This window comes from Bacillus sp. PS95 (assembly GCF_037963565.1).
Taxonomy (GTDB): domain Bacteria; phylum Bacillota; class Bacilli; order Bacillales; family Bacillaceae; genus Bacillus; species Bacillus subtilis.
In genome coordinates, this window is record NZ_CP150160.1 from 4,083,696 (window position 1) to 4,105,488 (window position 21,793).

Below are 21,793 nucleotides of genomic sequence, written 5' to 3' on the forward strand. Positions count from 1 at the left end.
TAAGAAGGAGCTGTAACACATGTTCAATACGATTGGTGTCATAGGCTTAGGCGTAATGGGAAGCAACATCGCCTTAAACATGGCAAATAAAGGCGAAAACGTCGCTGTCTATAATTACACCAGAGATTTAACGGACCAGCTTATCCAAAAGCTGGATGGACAATCTCTCAGCCCGTATTACGAGCTTGAGGACTTTGTTCAATCGTTAGAAAAACCAAGAAAAATCTTTTTGATGGTCACAGCGGGAAAACCCGTAGATTCCGTCATCCAATCATTAAAGCCTTTGCTTGAAGAAGGCGACGTCATCATGGACGGGGGAAACTCCCACTATGAAGACACAGAAAGAAGATATGACGAGCTGAAGGAAAAAGGGATCGGCTACCTGGGAGTCGGCATTTCCGGCGGTGAAGTCGGTGCATTAACAGGGCCTTCCATCATGCCGGGCGGAGATCGCGACGTCTATGAGAAAGCCGCTCCTATCCTGACGAAAATCGCAGCTCAAGTCGGAGATGACCCTTGTTGTGTCTATATCGGACCAAAAGGGGCAGGGCACTTTACAAAGATGGTGCACAACGGCATTGAATATGCAGACATGCAGCTGATTGCAGAAGCGTATACGTTTCTAAGAGAAACGCTTCGTCTGCCGCTAGATGAAATTGCATCTATTTTTGAAACATGGAATCAAGGTGAGCTGAAAAGCTATTTAATAGAGATTACAGCTGAGATTTTACGCAAAAAAGACGAAAAAACAGGACAGCCTCTGATCGATGTCATCCTTGATAAAACCGGACAAAAAGGCACTGGGAAATGGACGAGCATGCAGGCGATTGATAACGGCATCCCGTCCACGATCATCACAGAGTCCTTGTTCGCCCGCTACTTGTCATCCTTAAAAGAAGAACGGATGGCAGCTCAAGACGTATTAGCAGGCCCGGAATCCGAAGAAAAACACTTGGATAAAGACACCTGGATTGAATACGTCAGACAGGCTCTTTACATGGGGAAAGTATGCGCCTATGCACAAGGCTTTGCCCAATATAAGATGTCATCTGAGCTTTACGGCTGGAATCTGCCGCTCAAAGACATCGCCTTGATTTTCCGAGGCGGCTGCATCATCCGCGCTGATTTCCTAAACGTGATCAGCGAAGCATTCAGTGAGCAGCCAAATCTGGCTAACCTGCTGATCGCGCCTTATTTCACAGATAAGCTCCATGCCTATCAAACAGGCCTGCGAAAAGTCGTTTGCGAGGGTATCAGCACCGGAATCTCTTTCCCATGCTTAACTACCGCGCTCTCTTATTACGACGGCTACCGCACAGGGCGTTCCAATGCGAACCTCTTGCAGGCGCAGCGCGATTACTTTGGCGCTCACACGTACGAACGGACTGATATGGACGGCGTTTTCCATACGAATTGGTCTGAATAACCTGTCATCAAAAACACGGTCAGTTTTCAACTGAACCGTGTTTTTTTCTTCTATGATTTCTTCTATCTCAAACAACAGAAGACATAAGTTATGTTTTAAATATCATAAACAGTGATACAATAATAGCTAGAAACAATCCCCAAGATCATCATGTGACAGCAGCTTGCTGTTCCGTTCTATTCTGCTTTTGGCCATTGTCCTTTGCCCCTTGTCCATGGTGTCATAAAATGTTCAAATGCCAAAACGGCCTGTCATTCTGATTTACAAAAGTCCCTGAAAACCTTGTCTAATTGAGAATCAGCCTCTCATTTGTTATAAAAGAAATGCCTAAATCCTACCTGTCACACCTTTAGTAAGATGAAAAAAAGTAGGTTATGGCTTGACAAAAAATATATATTAATTAATAATTCATATATAATTAGAATTATTATTGAAAGCGATTATGCTTTCTAATACATTTTTAGGAGGAATATACATTATGTCTTTAATCGGTAAAGAAGTACTTCCATTCGAAGCAAAAGCATTCAAAAACGGTGAATTCATCGATGTAACAAACGAAGATTTGAAAGGCCAATGGAGCGTATTCTGCTTCTACCCAGCAGATTTCTCTTTCGTATGCCCAACTGAGCTTGAAGATCTTCAAGAACAATATGCTGCTCTTAAAGAATTAGGTGTTGAAGTATACTCTGTTTCTACAGATACTCACTTCGTACACAAAGGCTGGCATGACAGCTCTGAAAAAATCAGCAAAATCACTTACGCAATGATCGGCGACCCATCTCAAACAATCTCTCGCAACTTCGATGTTCTTGACGAAGAAACTGGTCTTGCTGACCGCGGAACATTCATCATCGATCCAGATGGCGTTATCCAAACTGTTGAAATCAATGCAGGCGGTATCGGCCGTGACGCAAGCAACCTTGTAAACAAAGTAAAAGCAGCTCAATACGTTCGTCAAAACCCAGGTGAAGTTTGCCCGGCTAAATGGGAAGAAGGCGGCGAAACTCTTACACCTAGCCTTGATCTAGTAGGTAAAATCTAAGGAGTGCATTCAATTGGTACTTGATGCAAACATCAAAGCACAATTAAATCAATATATGCAGCTAATTGAGAATGACATTGTTCTCAAAGTTAGCGCAGGCGAAGATGACACTTCTAAGGACATGCTGGCTCTCGTTGATGAGCTGGCTTCCATGTCATCGAAAATTTCAGTTGAAAAAGCTGAATTAAACAGAACGCCAAGCTTCAGTGTCAATCGCGTCGGAGAAGACACTGGCGTGACTTTCGCCGGTATCCCTCTGGGCCACGAATTTACATCATTAGTGTTGGCGCTGCTCCAAGTGAGCGGCAGACCGCCTAAGGTGGACCAAAAAGTCATTGATCAGGTGAAGAAGATCAGCGGTGAATACCACTTCGAATCTTATATCAGCCTGACATGCCACAACTGTCCTGATGTTGTACAAGCTTTAAACATGATGAGCGTGCTGAACCCGAACATTACGCACACGATGATTGACGGTGCAGCATACAAGGCAGAAGTTGAAAGCAAAAACATCATGGCAGTGCCGACCGTTTACCTGAATGGCGAGTCCTTCGGAAGCGGCCGTATGACGCTTGAAGAAATTCTTGCAAAAATGGGCAGCGGCACAGATGCATCTGAATTTGCTGACAAAGAGCCGTTTGACGTTCTTGTTGTCGGAGGCGGACCTGCTGGTGCAAGTGCAGCGATCTACACTGCACGTAAAGGCATCCGCACTGGTGTTGTCGCTGAACGCTTCGGCGGACAGGTACTCGACACCATGAGCATCGAAAACTTCATCAGCGTCAAAGCGACGGAAGGGCCGAAGCTTGCGGCAAGTCTTGAAGAGCATGTGAAGGAATATGATATTGATGTCATGAACCTTCAGCGTGCGAAACGCCTTGAGAAAAAAGATCTGTTCGAACTTGAACTCGAAAACGGCGCTGTCCTGAAAAGTAAAACAGTGATCCTTTCAACAGGTGCACGCTGGCGCAATGTCAACGTCCCCGGTGAACAAGAGTTCAAAAACAAAGGTGTCGCATACTGCCCGCACTGTGATGGGCCATTGTTTGAAGGCAAAGACGTTGCGGTAATCGGCGGCGGAAACTCTGGTATCGAAGCAGCGATTGATCTTGCAGGTATTGTCAATCACGTTACTGTGCTAGAATTCGCGCCGGAACTGAAAGCAGACGAAGTCCTGCAAAAACGTCTCTACAGCCTGCCTAACGTTACTGTCGTGAAAAACGCACAAACAAAAGAAATCACAGGTGATCAGAGTGTTAACGGCATCACATATGTAGACCGCGAAACAGGCGAAGAAAAACACGTTGAACTTCAAGGTGTATTCGTCCAAATCGGTCTCGTGCCAAACACAGAATGGTTAGAAGGAACGGTTGAACGCAACCGCATGGGCGAAATCATCGTCGACAAACATGGCGCAACAAGCGTACCAGGCTTATTTGCTGCCGGCGACTGCACAGACAGTGCGTACAACCAAATTATTATTTCTATGGGATCAGGTGCAACTGCCGCCCTCGGCGCGTTTGATTACCTAATCCGTAACTAATATAAGAAAGCCGCAATTGCCAGATTGGCAGCATTGCGGCTTTCTTTTTTATTCCAAAAATATTGCAAGTTTTATACAACTGTAATATAGTTGTAATGTTAGTGAATGGTCACTTCACACTCAGCATATTTGCTGTTTTTAAAGCGATACGCACTGATTTTCTATTTAACGTGCCCTGATACTTTTTGACCTTTTTTTTCAGATCTTTAATGGTTTTTTCCTTTTTGGCATTTTCTAATGCCATCAGCGCTTCCCAGCGTTTCGCTGTTTCTGTGGAACTGCAGCCGCTAACTGTAGTCACAGGCGGAAGAAGCTTCGTGTTAGATAGTTTTTCGTCAAAAGGAACGGTATCAGGAATCGCTTTCTCTTTATAAATATGGTCTAATTCATTTTGATTCAAGAAGCTGATGAAATGGTCAAAGTTTTGCGCTTGCCGTTTCTCAGGCTGATGAAAATCAAGTGTTTCAATTAATTCTGACAGTTTTGTCTGATCGGTTATCTCATTTGCCATGACATGCGTTAATTGATGGTACTCAGCTAATTCACGCATTCTGGCATCTTTCGGAAGCAACAGGCTCGGTGTACCGGCAATCGTCGCTGCGATATTTCCATGCAGCCTTGCGCCAAAGCTCAAATCGGCTTTTCTCAGGAAATCCAGCCAAGTCGGCACATTTAAAAAGAATCGGACTCTATCATTCTGATAAGCCGGGTCTTCCATGCTGACCGGATAATTATCAGCAGGCTTCGCTAGCGCAGGCGCACCCGCATACGTCAGAATCATTTCTTTTCGCCATTGCGGGATAAAGTAATGATTCGGGAACTCTTTCATGCTTCTCGTAATAAAGTCCAGCACATGCTTTGGAGACAGCCTTGATGAGTTAACCGTCACCATAGATTCTGTTGTGATATTAGTTTCTCTTATCTTCAGTTCTCTGCCAAACGCATACATAGAAGGACACCCAATCACCGTATGGTCAATGCCTTCACGGAAGCCTAATCTGGAAAGGTATTTCGCTGTAATTTCACCGCGGACACCGATCATATTTGATCTCTCCAGCACAGCACTTACAAACGCTTTTACATCCTCATCAAAAGGAAAACCTTCATTTAATTTTGGTTCAAACGGAGCCCGCAAACCAACACCAATCACAACAACCGGAATGGTTAGTTTCTTAATTAATTGGGTATATTTCCGTAAAGAAGGCACGAAATCCTCGCGGAATGCATCTGCCAGCGGAATAATATACATATCATAATTTGTATTAATTTGTTCAGCATCCGCTGGATTAATCCGATAATAATCAGGAGTAATCGTCGTTCCTTCTGTCATCAGCGTGCGAAACACACTGTAGGCATATACTAGGTTTCCTACGTTGCCGCCAATGGAGTTGCGAACAATCATTTCAGCTGCATTAAATGTATCAAATGGTGATATGCCAGCTCTTATTAAAATGTTTTTCAATGTGATGTTGCCCCTTCCTCGCCAAATTTTTTTCAGGAGATTTGCTTAGGGAACTCTATCATGATCTTAAAACTTCAGCCGGACACCCGCTTTCATCCCTTTTTACTCACAAACTCTCTCCCTTTCTTCCATTCTAATATTAAATTATACAAAAAAGGATCTTACAGGTGAAATCATAACATAGCAATCAGCGCTAGTAATCTATTCCCATTATTGGATATCGGATCGGATCATGCCAAAAACCCGAATCAGGCACTCGGTAAAAGTGCTCGATTCGGGCCAGCTTCTTATAGTTCCTCGCCGTTCGTTTGAATGACGTTTTTGTACCACTCAAAGGAATCTTTCTTATACCGCTTCATGGATCCGTTTCCTTCATTGTCACGATCAACATAGATCATGCCGTAGCGTTTTTTCATTTCGCCAGTTGTGAAGGAGACAATATCAATAATGCCCCACGGCGTGTAGCCAATTAAATCAACACCATCGTACGTGACCGCTTTTTTCAATGCTTCAATATGCGATTTTAAATATTGAATGCGTTCCGGATCATGAACCTTGCCGTCCTCCTCCAGCGTATCCACTGCGCCAAAGCCATTTTCAACGATGAATAACGGGATTTGGTATCGGTCATAAAAACGATTTAACGTATATCTCAGCCCGGTTGGATCAATCGCCCATCCCCAGTCACTCGAAGTGATGTACGGATTTTTGACACCATTCGGCAAGCCGCCATTTACAATATCGCCAGTGTTATCATTTTTCACATCGCTTTTCACAGTTGTTGACATATAATAGCTGAAGCCTAAGTAATCGACGGTTCCGTTTCTTAAAATCTCATCATCGCCGTCTTCGAATGTGATGTTGTAGCCTTCGCGTTCAAATTCCTTCAACGCGTAGCTTGGATAATAACCGCGAACCTGTACATCAGGGAAGAAATAGCGCTGCCTCATTTCTTCTTCAGCCAGCATCACATCTTCAGGATTGGAGGAGAAAGGATAAATCGGCACGTGTGATACCATGGCCCCGATCTGGAACTCTGGATTGATGTCTTTTCCTTTTGCCACTGCTAATGCGCTCGCCACTAGTTCGTGGTGTGCCGTTTGATACATGACCTCCTTGGCGTTTTCGTTTTCGCCAACCACAACACCTGAATTCGTCCATAGGAACAGCGGATTGTTCACATCCATTTGGTTGTTAATCTCGTTAAATGTCATCCAGTACTTCACTTTATCTTTGTAACGGGTAAAGCAAGCCTCTGCAAAGTTGACGAAGAAGTTCACGACTTTCCGGTTTCTGAAGCCGCCATATTCTCTTGCCAGGTGCAGCGGCATTTCAAAGTGAGACAGCGTAATGACCGGCTCAATCCCGTGCTTTAGCAATTCATCAAACACATCATCATAAAACTGCAAACCAGCTTCGTTCGGTTCAGCCTCATCGCCTTTCGGAAAAATCCGGCTCCAGCCGATGGACGTCCGCAGACATTTTAATCCCATTTCCGCAAACAAAGCGATATCTTCCTTGTATCTGTGATAGAAATCAATGGCTTCATGGTTTGGATAAAATTCGTTTTCTTCAATCGTGTCAGTGATTTTTCTCGGCACGCCGTGCGCACCCGCTGTCATCACATCGACGACACTCGGCCCTTTACCGCCTTGATTCCATCCGCCTTCAAATTGGTGGGCAGCTAAAGCACCGCCCCATAAAAAATCCTTTGGCATGTTTCCCATGTTTAATTCCTCCTCAGCTTACGACTGTAAATATTTTTTGATGTAATGCACTTTCCTCAATCTCTTCAATGAAAGCTTTATCAAACTCAACAAGCACTTCGCCTTTTTTGACGGTATCGCCTTCTTTTACCTTCAAGTAAAAAGGAGTGCCGCCTAATGTCACCGTATCCAGCCCGATGTGCGCAAGCAATTCGACGCCGGACGCTGAACGCAGGCCAATCGCATGCTTTGTAGGCGTAACCATGACAACCGTAATGACGCCGGGATGGTAGCATCGATTTCACGATATCCTTCGCTTTAGGGGTAGACCGCTTCAGCACCAATCGAAGTCTGGTAGCGCAGCGAGAAGCCCCAATCACATTCTCTTCCCCGCCTACGGCCTCTAAAATGTCTTTTGCTAGTCTCGTATAATCTCTCACTTTCCCCGACATTTCACCCACCCCTTCGTTTTGGTTGCGCTTTCATTATAATTGTACCGGTATAATATATCAATACCGAAACAAAATATTTACGCACTTACTATCATTGTAAGCGGTTTATGCTATAATTTTGGCAGTGAAACTAAACGAATAAATGAGGAATGCGTATGTTAAAATACCAGCAAATCGCAGCGGAAATTGAAACATATATAGAAGAACACCAGCTTCAGCAGGGAGACAAACTGCCAGTCCTAGAAACCCTCATGGCCCAGTTTGAAGTCAGCAAAAGCACCATCACAAAGTCCCTGGAGCTATTAGAGCAAAAAGGCACGATCTTTCAGGTCAGAGGAAGCGGCATTTTCGTCAGAAAACATAAACGAAAAGGCTATATCAGCCTTCTGTCGAATCAGGGATTTAAAAAAGACCTCGAGGATTTCAACGTCACCTCAAAAGTCATCGAACTGGACGTGAGAAAGCCAACACCGGAAGCGGCGGAAAATCTGAACATCGAAATAAACGAAGACATCTACTATGTCAAAAGGGTCCGCTACATCAACGGCCAGACCCTTTGCTACGAAGAGTCTTACTACAACAAATCGATCGTGACGTATTTAAACAACGAAATCGTCTCCCACTCCATCTTCCATTACATCCGGGAAGGACTGGGGTTGAAGATTGGTTTTTCTGATTTGTTTCTGCACGTGGGCCAGCTTAATGAGGAAGAAGCGGAATATTTGGGATTAGAGGCTGGACTGCCGAAGCTGTATATAGAAAGTATTTTTCACCTGACAAATGGGCAGCCGTTTGATTACTCGAAGATTTCGTATAATTATGAGCAGTCGCAGTTTGTGGTACAGGCTAATAGTTTTTTATTATAGGGCTCTACTACGGAAGGTGGTCGACATGTACAAAATCATCATTCCTGCCATACTAGCCATCTTTTCGCTCTGGATACTCTTACAGATTTCACTAGAGATGAGCATCGTTAAGAATCCAATGAACTACTTTATCGTATTCATTATCTTTTTCCTCTTTGTAAAGATGGTGAAAGAAAAACAATAATAGTTTGGGCGATGCAAACAGAAAAACATCCTTCCCTTAACAAACTCAGCCAGTCACATGCATTAATCTTGATGTTAATGATATATAGGTGCACATAAAAAGCTACTTCATTGTGAAGTAGCTTCCTTTATTAAATGCCCATTTTGATCCATCTAGTTTTAGAAAAGCGAAGGATAATCGCATTTATGATAATAATTGAAACTAAATACAAAATAATAAATAAAACATCATTACTCCCAAGTGTCATGTTATCAGATTGCAGCACCCTTTCTATTCGGGGATACATAGTGTTACCTGCCTCAAAAGGAGCAATGAAACCAAACGTTTTATTGCTTATAGCTACTAAGATAACAGAAGTCATCCAATAAACGATACTGACACCTATACTAATTAATATATTAGGACATAACATGCTTATAGTTCCGATAATTAGAATATACTGCAGTATAACTGCAGAAAATAAAAAAAGTAATAATGCAAAATGCGAAAAATCATGGTACATCAACGATATGATTAGCAGGCCTAGCGTTATAAATGCAAAACATTCTAAAAATAAAACAGCTATCTTTTTATAAAAGAAAGTATAGATGTTCTCTCCAATTAATTTGTAAAAGAGAATATTTTTGTTTGAATACTCTCTATTAATAAAGAAAGCTATAACAAATGAAAATAACATCAAACCAAACTGGGTCGCAACAGTATAGGAGCTAAAGAAAAACATTTCAGGTGTAACATTGCTGACTTTATCAATTCCAACAAGTAAAAAATAACCCAGCAAAAATAAAAATACAAACATTGCTCCTAAAATAATGATAACTTTGTTGCTAATACTCTTTTTAAACTCTAATTTCATCTCAAGCCCCCACTGTTTTATTACTCGTTTATATACACTTCAATTAATTTATCCACTGAATGATATTGTTGAATTTCTTGGTGATTAAATATATAATAATCCCCTTCTATCGCCTTTAAATCAGACAAATCATGTGTAATGTTGATGATAATCTTCTCGGGGTTCTCCTGAATATACTTGTTTAAGAAGCCATGAATCTCTATAACCGTTTTTTTGTCTAATGAATTCGTTATTTCATCTAAAACAATAATATTTTTATCCTCTAATAAGAAACTGAGCAATTTTAATTTTTGCTTTTGTCCATCACTCAAATTTTTGATCAGAACTTTTCCATCAATATTATCCAGATTAAGTAAATGTGCGATTTTATCTATCATTTCTGCATCAAATTTTTTACTCAAAAAGTGTAATAAAAAGTCCTTAGAAACATCATTAGGTATATTCGACGAGCTGGATATTAAAGAAACATTTTGACGAATATCTCTGCCGATTCTCTTGCTATTATTCAACAAAAAGTCTTTAGCAAGCTGTGATTTACCGACTCCATTTTTTCCGACAACGTGATTAATTTTCCCGCTCGAAAAATGCAAGTCGGTGTCCTGAAGTAACGTTTTGCCTTTCACTTTTAAAGTGTAATTCGCTATATTCATATACATACTCCTAGGAAATATTTGTATTTTCGCGGTACCTCTTTCGTTTCCGGTTTGGAACTGTAAGAAATGTTTTTCGATGATTAATCTGGATATCTTTTACTCTAGTTTACAATATATAATATCCAATGTACAACTGAATTCACTGCAAGGCCAATCCCTATAATTTGAATCGTAAGAACTAACCAATGATTTGTCTTAAAACGGCTATATTCATCTAAGCTCAGAAAAGCTAAAAGAATTTTGTAACCATCAGAATTCAATATTGGGATTAAGTTCCACAATAAAGTAGACGAGAAAAGCATAAATGCCATAGTTAATGCTTCACTGGAAAATGTAAATTGATTTATTAATTCTAATGTATTTATTAAAAGATAATTGATAAACAAGCCAAATAAATGAACGATTATCTTTTCATTTCTTGATAGCATGTAGGTTTCATTCAATTGGACATAAAAAGCAGGAAATACATAAAAATTCAGTTTGAATCCCACTTTATCAAAGTTTTTCCCGAAAAATTTTAAGGAATAAATATGTCCCAGTTCATGAAGCACTATATTCATTATAAAATAAATAACTATAATTATCCACATTTTCCAGCCGTAAAATACTGAGGACAATCCATTTTGCAATTTTATTAAATGAATATAATTTAATATGAACATGAGAGCCGTAAAGGATAAGAACAGATAAAAAAACTTTGGTGATACTTTCTCTTTATACATTTTAAAACGTAATAATTGTTCATCTGACAGAGAATTTAAACTATTTTTATAGTATTCTCCGCTTTTTTTGTCTTTTATAAATACGTTGTTTTGCACAAGCACTTCATATTTTTCATCTTCATACTTTAAAATTTTCATTATAGTATTTTTCCATATAAGGATAGAAGTAGTTTATTTTTTCTGCAGAGTTGAATAAGGAACCACAAACTCCACAAATAGAGGAAAATTCATAAGGAATGTCAAATTCCTCTATTTTGTTATTTTCTTTTAAAATATTCAAAAACCATTTGAATCCTTCTTTTCTAAGAATAAATAATAGCAAATTGGAATTTAACTTTTCCACGGTTCTTTCGAAACTTTGGTTATATTCTTCCCTTAGGGTTATTTTCGTTTCAAAAATAGCAGGGGAACAACATGGATAAATTTCTCCATCATGATGATATACAATGTCATATCCGGGACAATGTAAGGAATCTTCATCTTCAAGACTGTAAAATTTATGTATGTTTTCTTGCTTAATTCTAGTTTTAGCAGCGCCAACTGATATCATTGGAAATTTTGTTATCTTTACACCTAAGATTGAATCCCCCAATTCCTCTAAAATGTGGTTGGACATTTTGTCTTTGGTAACTGCCATATTAAGAGAAATATCGATATCAGGGTATTTCCTGCTATGTTCTAATATGTTTTTAATACTGGAAGACTTGACAAATGGAGCATGGTACTCATCATAACTTATAGTCAGTGCTATCACATTTAAAGAATTCATATCATGAAAGTACTCCTGGACCTTTTTCTTGCTCAAACCCCAAAATCCATTAGAGATCAACGTTATTTGTTTTTCATATGGTTTAATGATTTCCATTAGTTCTTTTAAAAATTTATAATCTAAAAAAACTTCCCCACCTGTAAAAGAAATCACTTGAATGGTTTTGTTTTTTGCAAATTCAGTTACTAACTCTCTTATGTATTCTTTTTCCATCCTGGTTGTTGAAGTTGGTGAACTAGAAAAACAACAATGGTCACAGGATGCATTACACCTTGAATCTAAATTGATTGATACTGTTTTATTATACATGAAATATCCCCCAACAAATGGTAAAGGAGAGTTAGACTCTCCTTTGTACCCCTCTAATTAATGACCACTTCCAAGAATCCAGCGATTTTCTTTTGATTTTACAAAATACCAAAGATCATTCACTTTTGCTAACTTTTGTGATTCATCTAATAGACCCTTAAATTCTAAGTTTTTCACAGTCTCATTGTTAGTGTTTTCCTTTTTCATATTATCCCTCCTCCTTTTCTAATATAAACCAATTATTCTATATGATTCAATACATGTCAATATATTGTACCTAAAAAATCTGAAAAATGTCACTATTCTTGGTATATAAAGCCTATAGTCCTCTAGCCCCTCTAAGCTATACGAATGAAAGGCCATAGTTTGATTTAAAGCTTCGTAATGAAAAGTAAAACATCAATATTGACTACACTAGTTAAGGGATATACAGATTTTAAGTGGAAGAAATGAGGCAAACAATCTTACCCCAAACCAACCTGTACTGAAAAGCTGTTTTAAGCTCTTGCTTACCCCATTTGGCACCTCTTTCTCTCGTTTTAATTGTCTCTAAAAGCAGTTATGCGGTACTATCATATAAAGGTCCAATGTTTAAAAATAATGTCATACTTTTAAATTCACCTTATCATGCACATGCTCATAAATAGGGGTTTATTCTAAAAAGGGGATGGACGATTTTGGAAAGCAAGTACCTAGATCTACTCGCACAAAAATACGATTGTGAAGAAAAAGTGGTAACAGAAATCATCAATTTGAAAGCGATACTGAACCTGCCAAAAGGCACCGAGCATTTTGTCAGTGATCTGCACGGGGAGTATCAGGCATTTCAGCACGTACTGCGTAATGGTTCAGGACGAGTCAAAGAGAAGATACGCGACATCTTCAGCGGTGTCATTTACGATAGAGAAATTGATGAATTAGCAGCATTGGTCTATTATCCGGAAGACAAACTGAAGTTAATCAAACATGACTTTGATGCGAAAGCAGCATTAAACGAGTGGTATAAAGAAACGATTCATCGAATGATTAAGCTCGTTTCATATTGCTCCTCCAAGTATACCCGCTCCAAATTACGCAAAGCACTGCCTGCCCAATTTGCTTATATTACGGAGGAGCTGTTATACAAAACAGAACAAGCTGGCAACAAGGAGCAATATTACTCCGAAATCATTGATCAGATCATTGAGCTTGGCCAAGCCGATAAGCTGATCACCGGCCTTGCTTACAGCGTTCAGCGATTGGTGGTCGACCATCTGCATGTGGTCGGCGATATTTATGACCGCGGCCCGCAGCCGGATAGAATTATGGAAGAACTGATCAACTATCATTCTGTCGATATTCAGTGGGGAAATCACGATGTCCTTTGGATCGGCGCCTATTCCGGTTCCAAAGTGTGCCTGGCCAATATTATCCGCATCTGTGCCCGCTACGACAACCTGGATATTATTGAGGACGTGTACGGCATCAACCTGAGACCGCTGCTGAACCTGGCCGAAAAATATTATGATGATAATCCAGCGTTCCGTCCAAAAGCAGACGAAAACAGGCCAGAGGATGAGATTAAGCAAATCACAAAAATCCATCAAGCGATTGCCATGATCCAATTCAAGCTTGAGAGCCCGATTATCAAGAGACGGCCGAACTTTAATATGGAAGAGCGGCTGTTATTAGAGAAAATAGACTATGACAAAAATGAAATCACGCTGAACGGAAAAACATATCAACTGGAAAACACCTGCTTTGCGACGATTAATCCGGAGCAGCCAGATCAGCTATTAGAAGAAGAAGCAGAAGTCATAGACAAGCTGCTATTCTCTGTCCAGCATTCCGAAAAGCTGGGCCGCCATATGAATTTTATGATGAAAAAAGGCAGCCTTTATTTAAAATATAACGGCAACCTGTTGATTCACGGCTGTATTCCAGTTGATGAAAACGGCAATATGGAAACGATGATGATTGAGGATAAACCGTATGCGGGCCGTGAGCTGCTCGATGTATTTGAACGATTCTTGCGGGAAGCCTTTGCCCACCCGGAAGAAACCGATGACCTGGCGACAGATATGGCTTGGTATTTATGGACAGGCGAATACTCCTCCCTCTTCGGAAAACGCGCCATGACGACATTTGAGCGCTATTTCATCAAAGAGAAGGAAACGCATAAAGAGAAGAAAAACCCGTATTATTATTTACGAGAAGACGAGGCAACCTGCCGAAACATCCTGGCAGAATTCGGCCTCAATCCAGATCACGGCCATATCATCAACGGCCATACACCTGTAAAAGAAATCGAAGGAGAAGACCCAATCAAAGCAAACGGAAAAATGATCGTCATCGACGGCGGCTTCTCCAAAGCCTACCAATCCACAACAGGCATCGCCGGCTACACGCTGCTATACAACTCCTACGGCATGCAGCTCGTCGCCCATAAACACTTCAATTCCAAGGCAGAAGTCCTAAGCACCGGAACCGACGTCTTAACGGTCAAACGATTAGTGGACAAAGAGCTTGAGCGGAAGAAAGTGAAGGAAACGAATGTTGGTGAGGAATTGTTGCAGGAAGTTGCGATTTTGGAGAGTTTGCGGGAGTATCGGTATATGAAGTGAGGGATGTGGGGTTCAGGGATGACTTTCTCTGGGCTCTTTTTTTGCGGTTTTTCACTTAATACAGCAAATCGCTAACGAGTCTTAATGTTCTAACATATAGAATTAAACAGGTATGGTTGAACATATTTTTCACCAATAATACTATATGTATAATCTGCTTGGACAGAGTATACTCTAATTGAAAACAAAAATAAAAAAGCATGCTAAACATGCTTTGAAAATACTTATGTCTTATAGTATGTACATTAATTCCGCAATCCAATATTTTATCTCAATCTATACAGTATTCCCTTTTCTTTAGTAATTTCCAACTGCTTTTCTCTTGCTTCTTTATTTAAGGTAGATATATTTATGTCCTTCATCAAAGCAAAAAGCTCCCTTATAGCTGAATCTTTTATTTGCATTATAGGTACATCAACTTTATGCCTTTTCATTTCAATAGCACTTTTAACTCTCTTTATATCCTCAAACTGCTCTTCAAATAACCATATGTCAGAATAGGGGAAAATATGTGTTCTTAAAAGGGTTTCTTTTATTATATGAATATTGTACTTTAGATTATAGTATTCCCATTCGAGCAACTTAGCTAAAATGAGTTTTAAGTAGTATTTTACTTTTTCTAATTCAACTATGTCGTTAGTACTCCTTAACAAATCAGTTAATTTGCCTGCAACAATAAGACACGCAAAGTAAATAGACTTGTTGTTAAAATCATTTAAGAAATATAATAACCTTCCTTTATTTTCTTCCTTTATCAATTCTATTAGTAGTGCACTTAAAGGAATTCCTGCCAGTGATAATTCACCATCATACTGGTTCCTGATATCCTTCGCTATTTTATTCAATTTAGAATTTATAAAATAATGGCGGGGAAAGGAAAATTCGATTGACATTGTCCTTATATCTTCAAAGTACTCAATTATAATATTGGAGTAGTAATGCTTACTAGAAGACAAATCGCCTTTATTACTCAGAATCTTATAATAATCTACAAAGAATCTCCCATAAATTCCCCAAACACTCAATAAACCACTTTTTAATTTTCCAAGTCGTGTATAAGATAGATCGTTATTTAATAAAAGAAAACAATACTCCATACTTAATTTCATAGCTCTCTTTATTTCTTTGTATTGCGTTGAAGTTATTTCGTTTTTAGAAATTGTTACGAGGTCCATAATTTCTTTAAAATGATTCCCGATTTCATATGAAGAAATTACTATCTCATTTTTAATGAAAATCCTTAACATTCGGTTGTACTGATCTAGGGCGTCAGATATTTTTGTTTTCTTTACTAATTCACTAATACAATTAGACCATAAAGAGATTATATCAGGTTTATTCAACATCTCCGTATGATTTTCCTGTATTTCTTTTCCATATTTCTTTAATGAAAGATCTGTTATCTTTTCGAAAACCATTAAATTCATTTTATATTCTATATCATCACGCCAAATTCTTTCCACTGTATCGTTAACTAATTCAAATAGATTACTAGACAGCTCATAAGTTGGGTCATATGATTTTTTTGCATGCTTTTTTATAATTTTTCTATTTTCCAAGTAATATAGTGTGATAATCTTGTTTCTTGTTAACTGTTTAAAATTAGTATAAGTAATAACTCTTAGAATTAAAATTGTTATTGCTATCATTGAAGACAGAAATAAGAAGACAATACTCCCTGAATCAGATTTAGTCATCATCAAGTATAAATTTATAAATAAAAGAACAAATATGAACGGTGTTAGTAATAGAATATTGCTTATTACCGAATTTGAAAAAGCTACGCTATAAATTGAAGTTCCTAAAATCTTTTCTTTTTTTATATTTGAGATAAGAGAGAATAAGGAAAGAATTAAAAAAGTTATACTTATTTGGGCTATTACAAGTCTGGTATTGATTTCAGAATTAGTTACAGGTATGTAAGACAGTATTTTTTGTAGAAAATCAAAGTTTATAACTCTTGTTAATTGAAGGATCAACCCAATATATGTTAATAGGGTAATAATTTCAAGGGACTTGAACATAACCATCACAGACTTAAATAAAGGAAATTTCATCTTTAAATCTAAATAATTTTTTCCTCTTATTAAAGAGTGCTTAAATCCTTTAATTCTATGTTTGAATTTCTTCAATTCCAATCTTCCTTTACATATTCTTGAAAAATTTAGAGCTATGCTTAAAAATGTCTTTCTCTTACAATGACTACCCATTTGTATTGAAATGTTTATCACATATTTATTATAGAAGCTCAAGATATGATTGGAGTAAATTTATACGAATAAAAGATAAGGTTGGTCCTTATGAAAATTGTTCTTGTGGTTTGGTTTTTTTAAGTTCTGTTATTATCCAAAGGCATACTGACAAACCGATTCTAAAACATTTGCCGGTGGGCTCTCCGTCACTTCTAGTAAATGTTAATCACACATTACAGTCAATGGCTAGCGGCTCCGCTGTGGCTGTAGCTCTGTCTCTATTATTTGAAGAGATTTGTACTATTAGTGGCTCTCTATTTTCGTAATCGGTGGCTCTAAACTACGCATAGTGGCTCATTTCATTCGTAATAAGCATAAAACTCCATTCATAATTTGGAAAGTAACTTTTGATAAATTTCCTTGCTACCTCACCGGTTCTAACTTTTTAAAATCCCCCATAAATAATCAAACTCTTCTATGCTTCAATAAGAAACACAATTAAGCTATTTGCAGAATAGCCATCCAATACGGACAACTTAAAATTCATCCTTTAAAGATTGAGTTGTATCGTGAAATGGATAATGAAAACACACTTTTAATACCCACTCTAACAATGGATTAATACCTTACTCTTAAAACAATATTTGCCTCTACTTATGATACGGCTCCCCACGATTAATCCGAAAAGCCCGATAAATCTGCTCTACAAGTATCAACCGCATCAACTGATGAGGGAACGTCATTTTCGAGAATGACAGCTTCTCATCCGCTCGCTTCATTACCGCGTCGCTCAATCCGAGTGATCCGCCGATGACGAAGGTGACTTTGCTTTTTCCATATGTAGCCAGCTTATCTATTGTATCGGCTAGTTCTTCGGATGTTTTCATTTTTCCTTCGATGGCGAGGGCGATGACGTGGGCGTCGGGGCTGATTTTTGATAGGATGCGGTCGCCTTCTTTGTCTTTTATGATTTTCATGTCCTGGTCGCTTAGGTTTTCCGGCGCTTTTTCGTCCGGGAGTTCGATGATGTCGATTTTTGCGTAGGCCGAAAGTCGTTTGGTGTATTCTTCAATGCCTTGCTTGAGGTATTTTTCTTTTAGTTTTCCGATTGTCACAATATTGATATTCACAGGTCATCCCCACTTTAAAAACAAGTTATTCATATATGTTGTCCACAATTGTGGATATCTTTTCTGTATTTTGTGTAAGATCATTCGTTCCCCACTATATATACTGCGGGGTCTCCACATAATTCACAGGCTGTGGATAAACTGTTAGTATGTTCGATTTTTCTGATTTCGGGCGGCAGCTCGTGGTCGTCTATGTACATATCCAGCACCGTTTCGATGTGTTCTTCACAGGAATAATACGCTTGTTTCATGTTCAAATCCTCCGATGTTTTCTTCCATTTTTACAAATGTTCTCTTCTCAATATAACCTATTTATTCACATGTTAGTAGTGCTTCGGGCTGAGTTTTATCCACAATTCGACAAACAAGCTGTTGATGACTCTATTTCGCTCGTGTGTTAGTTTGGATGTAACCGATGTGTGGGGAGGTTTGCATTTGCGCTTTAGATGGGTTTGGCTTTTTGTGATCATGTTGCTGCTTGCTGGGTGTCAGCCGTCTTATTGGGTGTTGGAGAAGGATCGAATCGGTGAAGGCAGTCCAGACTTAGAAATATACGCTAATTATCTCCAAATGCATGATGACGTGAAAGGATACCAAGTCTTCACCATTTTAGAAGGGAGAAAAATGGTTATTGTGTCTCTCGGAAGCAGCGAGAAAGATAAGAAGCTTGAAGTGTCAGACGTCAAATTCTCGCCTAAAGAAACGATTGTAACTGTGAAACGAAAACCTGCTCCTACGGCAAATGAGAAAAACCCTTATATTTTGATTGGACTGGACAAAATCGAAGGGGAATTCATTGTACAGGATGAAAAGGGAAACCGCTTTGAAGAAACGGATTACCAGCAATAAAGCCGGCGTTCTGAGAACGTCCGGCTTTTTCTTTTACTTCAGTGTTCCATGCGGGTCGATGACGAATTTTTTGGCTGCGCCTTTGTCGAAGACGCTGTAGCCTTTTGGCGCGTCGTCCAAAGAAATGACAGTGGCGTTGACGGCCTTTGCGATTTGCGCTCTGCCGCTCAGGATCGCTTTCATCAAATTGCGGTTGTATGTCATGGCGGGTGTTTGTCCGGTGACGAAGGTGTGGGCTTTAGCCCAGCCGAGTCCGAAGCGGATTTTTAGTGAGCCTGTTTTGGCGTCCGCATCCTTTGCACCGGGATCTTCGGTCACGTATAAGCCTGGAATGCCAAGGCTGCCTCCGACCTGGGTGACGTCCATGATTGAGTTCAGCACGGCGGCAGGCGCTTCTCCTTGATTGCCGTGTCCGGATGCTTCAAAGCCGACACAGTCCACTGCGGCATCAACGGTTGGTTCACCTAGTATTTGTTCAATTTGCTCGCCGAGGCGGTCGTGTTTTTGCACGTTGACCGTTTCACAGCCGAAGCTTCTCGCCTGTGCCAGTCTGTCTTCGTTCAGATCGCCGACAATCACGGTTGAGGCGCCTAGGAGCTGAGCGGAGTGTGCAGCTGCCAAGCCAACAGGCCCCGCTCCCGCGATATAGACGGTTGAACCTGTTTGCACGCCCGCTGTATAAGCTCCATGGAAGCCGGTCGGGAAAATGTCGGACAGCATGGTCAAATCGAGAATCTTTTCTAACGCCTGTTCTTTATCAGGGAATACCAAAAGCTGAAAATCAGCGTATGGCACCATGACATATTCAGACTGGCCGCCGACCCAGCCGCCCATATCGACGTAGCCGTAAGCCGATCCCGGCCGGTCCGGATTGACATTCAGGCACACATGCGTTTTCTGCGTTTTGCACATCACACAGCGTCCGCAGGCAATATTGAAAGGAACGGATACGATATCGCCTTTTTTGATAAATTCGACATCACGCCCCGTTTCAATGACTTCTCCGGTAATTTCATGCCCGAGCACCAAGCCTTCAGGCGCCGTTGTGCGGCCTCTGACCATATGCTGGTCGCTTCCGCAAATGTTGGTTGTAATGACTTTGAGAATAACCCCATGCTCACATTTTCGATTCACATTCGCCTTCGGGACGCCGGGCCCGTCCCTCAAGATTAACTCCGGATAACCGATATCCTCCACCGCTACAGTCCCTTTGCCTTTGTACACAACCGCTTTGTTTCCTGTCAACGCCATTCCTCCCATTCATGTGTTTGGACTCTCCGTCCTTGAACATGACTTCGGTTCGGCATGACTCTTTCCCTTTCTCACGACTGTTTTTTCTGTATTCTTATAACAACAAATATGCCAAGAAAGCAGCCAATAATAGTTCCGAGGATGTCTAAAAAGTCGACTTTACATCCATTTAACAGGAATACAGTAATGGCCGAAACCAGGCTGATCATAACTGCCAGAAGAAAAACCCGTTTGGTGCGCATGTAATTCCTCCTTTAGATTCGTTTCTAAACCATACCCAAAATCCTCTGCAAATTTCGGTTCAACAAAAAAAGAGACTTCACACCAGTCTCTTCATAATTAGAGATCAATTAAAAAATTTCCTGAGAAATAATGTGACAATACTGGTTACTAACGAAATCGCCGTATACATAACAACCCAAAACATGAATGAGCTATTGCCCGAAGCTAACGTAAATAACAATATCAAGCTCGTGATAAGAACGATGAGCGGTGCCACCCAAAATCTCTTAAATAAAAAATGACCCGCTATACCAAATACACCTGCGATGATCGGAAAACCAAAAACGATAAATAAAACGGCGATGGCTCCCATACTAACCTCCTTGCCTTAAAACCTCTTCATTACCTCAACATCATACAGCTTCAAATGACTCTTCGGCGTCACGACATCCTTTACCTTCCTAATCTCTTTTTCTTTCATTTTCTTTCCGGTTTTCAAACTGTACTGTTCAATGTAGGCAGGCTTGTTATACGTGTATGTGAAGAAATAGAGGCTGCTGCCTTTTTGGATGATTTCTTTGAAATCGGCTTTCATTTTGTCCTGGGAAAGGGTGAAGGCGATGTTTGTTTTTCCTGTCTTGGCATCGATTTTGTGTACCTTTCCGAAGCCGTCAATGAAATACAGGTTCCCGTCATACGGGAAAAAGCTGTTTTTAAAGCTGAAGGGCATGGAGCTGTATATCGTTTGTTCGTCGTTTTTGTATTCGGCGATGTCATGCAGCTCGACTTTGCCGCTTTTTTTGTTAATCTTGACCATTTGATAGAGATTGTGGGCTTTTTGGCCGCGAACCATGACATACACAGCTTGGTCGTCCACGGCAAGCTGGGATTCGACTGAGGCTCCTTCCCGGTACTGCCATTCCGTTATCGTGTGATAAGTGAGCTTCTTCTGATCCGCTTGAATCTGAAGGAGCTCATAGCCTTTTTCGTCAGCTGTCGGGACGAGTGCGTAAATGGCGCCGTCATGAAAACCGGAGGCTCGGATGTAGTAGGGGATGACGTCTTTTTTCCACTCTCCGTCCATTTGGCGGTACAGCTCTGAGCGGTATCCTTCTTTCTTTTTGTCGTAACCGGAGTTGTATAAGGTGTAAAAGCCGTCCGTGTTTTGCAGAAAGCCTGCGCTGTCGCCTGTGTGCTGATAGGTTCTTTTATGGGAGCGCAGACCGTTTTTGATCGTATAAATTTTGTTTTTGTCCTCCAGCATCACACTGTCGCCGTGAACCTCGGCTGAGCCCAGCTCAAGGCCCTTCATCTTAAAGGAAGACAGCGTCCCGTCCTGGCTGATAAACAGGGCGTAGCTTTTCCCGCCGCCAAATGCATCTTGATCTGCAGAGGATGAAAAATACAGCAGGACTTCTTTGTCATCCAGGAAATCGGGGTTTCTGAGATCCTGCTGACTTACGGTTTTATGGCTTTTGAGAGGAGAAATGAAGACAAATAGTGCGATTCCTGCGAGAATCAGCATGGCGATGGTAATCATCCACTTTTTCATAGCCTTC

At 40.2% G+C, this 21,793-nt stretch carries 21 protein-coding genes and 2 pseudogenes; 7 read left to right on the forward strand and 16 right to left on the reverse strand.

Features of this window, described 5'->3' with window-relative positions; all coding sequences use genetic code 11:
* Positions 1–19 precede the first annotated feature (19 nt).
* The 3 genes from gnd to ahpF all read left to right on the forward strand — a co-directional run bounded on the left by gnd (position 20) and on the right by ahpF (position 4,011).
* Positions 20–1,426, forward strand: a complete 1,407-nt coding sequence (gnd, locus tag NSQ12_RS21190; RefSeq protein ID WP_029726133.1) for a decarboxylating NADP(+)-dependent phosphogluconate dehydrogenase — start codon at positions 20–22, stop codon at positions 1,424–1,426.
* 478 nt (positions 1,427–1,904) lie between these two features.
* Positions 1,905–2,468, forward strand: coding sequence for an alkyl hydroperoxide reductase subunit C (ahpC, locus tag NSQ12_RS21195; RefSeq protein ID WP_003243686.1), 564 nt, complete (start codon positions 1,905–1,907; stop codon positions 2,466–2,468).
* Positions 2,469–2,481: 13 nt separating this feature from the next.
* On the forward strand, positions 2,482–4,011 hold the full coding sequence (gene ahpF, locus NSQ12_RS21200; protein ID WP_003243077.1) for an alkyl hydroperoxide reductase subunit F: 1,530 nt from the start codon (positions 2,482–2,484) through the stop codon (positions 4,009–4,011).
* Between the two features lie 109 nt (positions 4,012–4,120).
* Here the strand turns inward: ahpF and NSQ12_RS21205 are convergent, their stop codons facing one another.
* The 4 genes and pseudogenes from NSQ12_RS21205 to NSQ12_RS21220 all read right to left on the reverse strand — a co-directional run.
* Positions 4,121–5,473, reverse strand: coding sequence for a polysaccharide pyruvyl transferase family protein (locus NSQ12_RS21205; RefSeq protein WP_029318563.1), 1,353 nt, complete (start codon positions 5,471–5,473; stop codon positions 4,121–4,123).
* Positions 5,474–5,760: 287 nt separating this feature from the next.
* Entirely contained in the window at positions 5,761–7,200 is a 1,440-nt protein-coding gene (gene bglA / locus NSQ12_RS21210) for a 6-phospho-beta-glucosidase BglA (protein ID WP_029726132.1), read from the reverse strand.
* A gap of 13 nt (positions 7,201–7,213) precedes the next feature.
* Positions 7,214–7,453: pseudogene (locus tag NSQ12_RS21215) on the reverse strand (PTS glucose transporter subunit IIA); the annotation flags it as partial.
* 97 nt (positions 7,454–7,550) lie between these two features.
* Positions 7,551–7,631: pseudogene (locus NSQ12_RS21220) on the reverse strand (PTS beta-glucoside transporter subunit IIBCA); the annotation flags it as partial.
* A gap of 155 nt (positions 7,632–7,786) precedes the next feature.
* Between NSQ12_RS21220 and NSQ12_RS21225 the strand changes: the two are divergent.
* Both NSQ12_RS21225 and NSQ12_RS21230 read left to right on the forward strand, forming a co-directional pair.
* Positions 7,787–8,497 (forward strand): GntR family transcriptional regulator, encoded by a 711-nt coding sequence (locus NSQ12_RS21225; protein ID WP_029726130.1) that lies wholly within the window; start codon positions 7,787–7,789, stop codon positions 8,495–8,497.
* A 25-nt stretch (positions 8,498–8,522) separates the two neighbouring features.
* Positions 8,523–8,681 (forward strand): hypothetical protein, encoded by a 159-nt coding sequence (locus NSQ12_RS21230; RefSeq protein ID WP_029726129.1) that lies wholly within the window; start codon positions 8,523–8,525, stop codon positions 8,679–8,681.
* A gap of 130 nt (positions 8,682–8,811) precedes the next feature.
* On the opposite strand, the gene NSQ12_RS21235 is transcribed toward NSQ12_RS21230, so the two are convergent.
* From NSQ12_RS21235 to NSQ12_RS21255, 5 genes are all read right to left on the reverse strand, one after another.
* Positions 8,812–9,534, reverse strand: a complete 723-nt coding sequence (locus NSQ12_RS21235) for a peptide ABC transporter permease (RefSeq protein WP_014478516.1) — start codon at positions 9,532–9,534, stop codon at positions 8,812–8,814.
* A gap of 20 nt (positions 9,535–9,554) precedes the next feature.
* Positions 9,555–10,184, reverse strand: coding sequence for an ATP-binding cassette domain-containing protein (locus NSQ12_RS21240; RefSeq protein ID WP_014481448.1), 630 nt, complete (start codon positions 10,182–10,184; stop codon positions 9,555–9,557).
* Positions 10,185–10,288: 104 nt separating this feature from the next.
* Positions 10,289–11,047 (reverse strand): zinc metalloprotease LiaK, encoded by a 759-nt coding sequence (gene liaK, locus NSQ12_RS21245; protein ID WP_019712618.1) that lies wholly within the window; start codon positions 11,045–11,047, stop codon positions 10,289–10,291.
* Positions 11,028–11,987 carry a YydG family radical SAM peptide epimerase gene (locus NSQ12_RS21250; RefSeq protein ID WP_003242609.1) on the reverse strand — a complete coding sequence of 320 codons (960 nt, stop codon included), beginning with the start codon at positions 11,985–11,987 and terminating at the stop codon, positions 11,028–11,030. The genes liaK and NSQ12_RS21250 overlap by 20 nt, the downstream gene beginning before the upstream one ends.
* 57 nt (positions 11,988–12,044) lie before the next feature.
* Positions 12,045–12,194, reverse strand: a complete 150-nt coding sequence (locus NSQ12_RS21255) for an epipeptide YydF family RiPP (protein ID WP_014478520.1) — start codon at positions 12,192–12,194, stop codon at positions 12,045–12,047.
* A gap of 470 nt (positions 12,195–12,664) precedes the next feature.
* On the opposite strand from NSQ12_RS21255, the gene fbp reads away from it, so the two are divergent.
* Positions 12,665–14,590 carry a fructose-1,6-bisphosphatase gene (gene fbp / locus NSQ12_RS21260; protein WP_088272599.1) on the forward strand — a complete coding sequence of 642 codons (1,926 nt, stop codon included), beginning with the start codon at positions 12,665–12,667 and terminating at the stop codon, positions 14,588–14,590.
* 266 nt (positions 14,591–14,856) lie between these two features.
* Here fbp and NSQ12_RS21265 read toward each other — a convergent pair whose 3' ends face one another.
* From NSQ12_RS21265 to NSQ12_RS21275, 3 genes are all read right to left on the reverse strand, one after another.
* Positions 14,857–16,722 carry a hypothetical protein gene (locus tag NSQ12_RS21265; RefSeq protein ID WP_032676938.1) on the reverse strand — a complete coding sequence of 622 codons (1,866 nt, stop codon included), beginning with the start codon at positions 16,720–16,722 and terminating at the stop codon, positions 14,857–14,859.
* A gap of 710 nt (positions 16,723–17,432) precedes the next feature.
* Positions 17,433–17,912, reverse strand: a complete 480-nt coding sequence (gene rlmH, locus NSQ12_RS21270) for a 23S rRNA (pseudouridine(1915)-N(3))-methyltransferase RlmH (protein ID WP_003226975.1) — start codon at positions 17,910–17,912, stop codon at positions 17,433–17,435.
* Between the two features lie 80 nt (positions 17,913–17,992).
* Complete coding sequence (locus NSQ12_RS21275) at positions 17,993–18,163, reverse strand: CxxH/CxxC protein (RefSeq protein WP_003219122.1); 171 nt, start codon at positions 18,161–18,163, stop codon at positions 17,993–17,995.
* A gap of 184 nt (positions 18,164–18,347) precedes the next feature.
* On the opposite strand from NSQ12_RS21275, the gene NSQ12_RS21280 reads away from it, so the two are divergent.
* Positions 18,348–18,761 carry a hypothetical protein gene (locus NSQ12_RS21280; protein WP_043858394.1) on the forward strand — a complete coding sequence of 138 codons (414 nt, stop codon included), beginning with the start codon at positions 18,348–18,350 and terminating at the stop codon, positions 18,759–18,761.
* A gap of 33 nt (positions 18,762–18,794) precedes the next feature.
* Here the strand turns inward: NSQ12_RS21280 and fdhA are convergent, their stop codons facing one another.
* The 4 genes from fdhA to NSQ12_RS21300 all read right to left on the reverse strand — a co-directional run bounded on the left by fdhA (position 18,795) and on the right by NSQ12_RS21300 (position 21,786).
* Positions 18,795–20,021 (reverse strand): formaldehyde dehydrogenase, glutathione-independent, encoded by a 1,227-nt coding sequence (gene fdhA / locus NSQ12_RS21285; RefSeq protein ID WP_080477776.1) that lies wholly within the window; start codon positions 20,019–20,021, stop codon positions 18,795–18,797.
* Positions 20,022–20,083: 62 nt separating this feature from the next.
* Positions 20,084–20,254: a hypothetical protein gene (locus tag NSQ12_RS21290; protein WP_069703568.1), complete on the reverse strand. Its 171-nt coding sequence runs from the start codon at positions 20,252–20,254 to the stop codon at positions 20,084–20,086.
* Between the two features lie 104 nt (positions 20,255–20,358).
* Positions 20,359–20,607 carry a DUF2651 family protein gene (locus tag NSQ12_RS21295; RefSeq protein ID WP_069703567.1) on the reverse strand — a complete coding sequence of 83 codons (249 nt, stop codon included), beginning with the start codon at positions 20,605–20,607 and terminating at the stop codon, positions 20,359–20,361.
* A gap of 15 nt (positions 20,608–20,622) precedes the next feature.
* Positions 20,623–21,786, reverse strand: coding sequence for a hypothetical protein (locus tag NSQ12_RS21300; protein WP_217024022.1), 1,164 nt, complete (start codon positions 21,784–21,786; stop codon positions 20,623–20,625).
* Between the last annotated feature and the right edge of the window lie 7 nt (positions 21,787–21,793).

Excerpts from the sequence above, each read along its gene's own strand:
- gnd (WP_029726133.1), top strand. The coding sequence starts at position 20 with ATGTTCAATACGATTGGTGTCATAGGCTTAGGCGTAATGGGAAGCAAC.
- ahpC (WP_003243686.1), top strand. The coding sequence starts at position 1,905 with ATGTCTTTAATCGGTAAAGAAGTACTTCCATTCGAAGCAAAAGCATTC.
- bglA (WP_029726132.1), bottom strand. The coding sequence starts at position 7,200 with ATGGGAAACATGCCAAAGGATTTTTTATGGGGCGGTGCTTTAGCTGCC.
- NSQ12_RS21225 (WP_029726130.1), top strand. The coding sequence starts at position 7,787 with ATGTTAAAATACCAGCAAATCGCAGCGGAAATTGAAACATATATAGAA.
- NSQ12_RS21230 (WP_029726129.1), top strand. The coding sequence starts at position 8,523 with ATGTACAAAATCATCATTCCTGCCATACTAGCCATCTTTTCGCTCTGG.
- NSQ12_RS21235 (WP_014478516.1), bottom strand. The coding sequence starts at position 9,534 with ATGAAATTAGAGTTTAAAAAGAGTATTAGCAACAAAGTTATCATTATT.
- NSQ12_RS21240 (WP_014481448.1), bottom strand. The coding sequence starts at position 10,184 with ATGAATATAGCGAATTACACTTTAAAAGTGAAAGGCAAAACGTTACTT.
- liaK (WP_019712618.1), bottom strand. The coding sequence starts at position 11,047 with ATGAAAATTTTAAAGTATGAAGATGAAAAATATGAAGTGCTTGTGCAA.
- NSQ12_RS21250 (WP_003242609.1), bottom strand. The coding sequence starts at position 11,987 with ATGTATAATAAAACAGTATCAATCAATTTAGATTCAAGGTGTAATGCA.
- NSQ12_RS21255 (WP_014478520.1), bottom strand. The coding sequence starts at position 12,194 with ATGAAAAAGGAAAACACTAACAATGAGACTGTGAAAAACTTAGAATTT.
- NSQ12_RS21275 (WP_003219122.1), bottom strand. The coding sequence starts at position 18,163 with ATGAAACAAGCGTATTATTCCTGTGAAGAACACATCGAAACGGTGCTG.
- fdhA (WP_080477776.1), bottom strand. The coding sequence starts at position 20,021 with ATGGGAGGAATGGCGTTGACAGGAAACAAAGCGGTTGTGTACAAAGGC.
- NSQ12_RS21290 (WP_069703568.1), bottom strand. The coding sequence starts at position 20,254 with ATGCGCACCAAACGGGTTTTTCTTCTGGCAGTTATGATCAGCCTGGTT.
- NSQ12_RS21295 (WP_069703567.1), bottom strand. The coding sequence starts at position 20,607 with ATGGGAGCCATCGCCGTTTTATTTATCGTTTTTGGTTTTCCGATCATC.
- NSQ12_RS21300 (WP_217024022.1), bottom strand. The coding sequence starts at position 21,786 with ATGAAAAAGTGGATGATTACCATCGCCATGCTGATTCTCGCAGGAATC.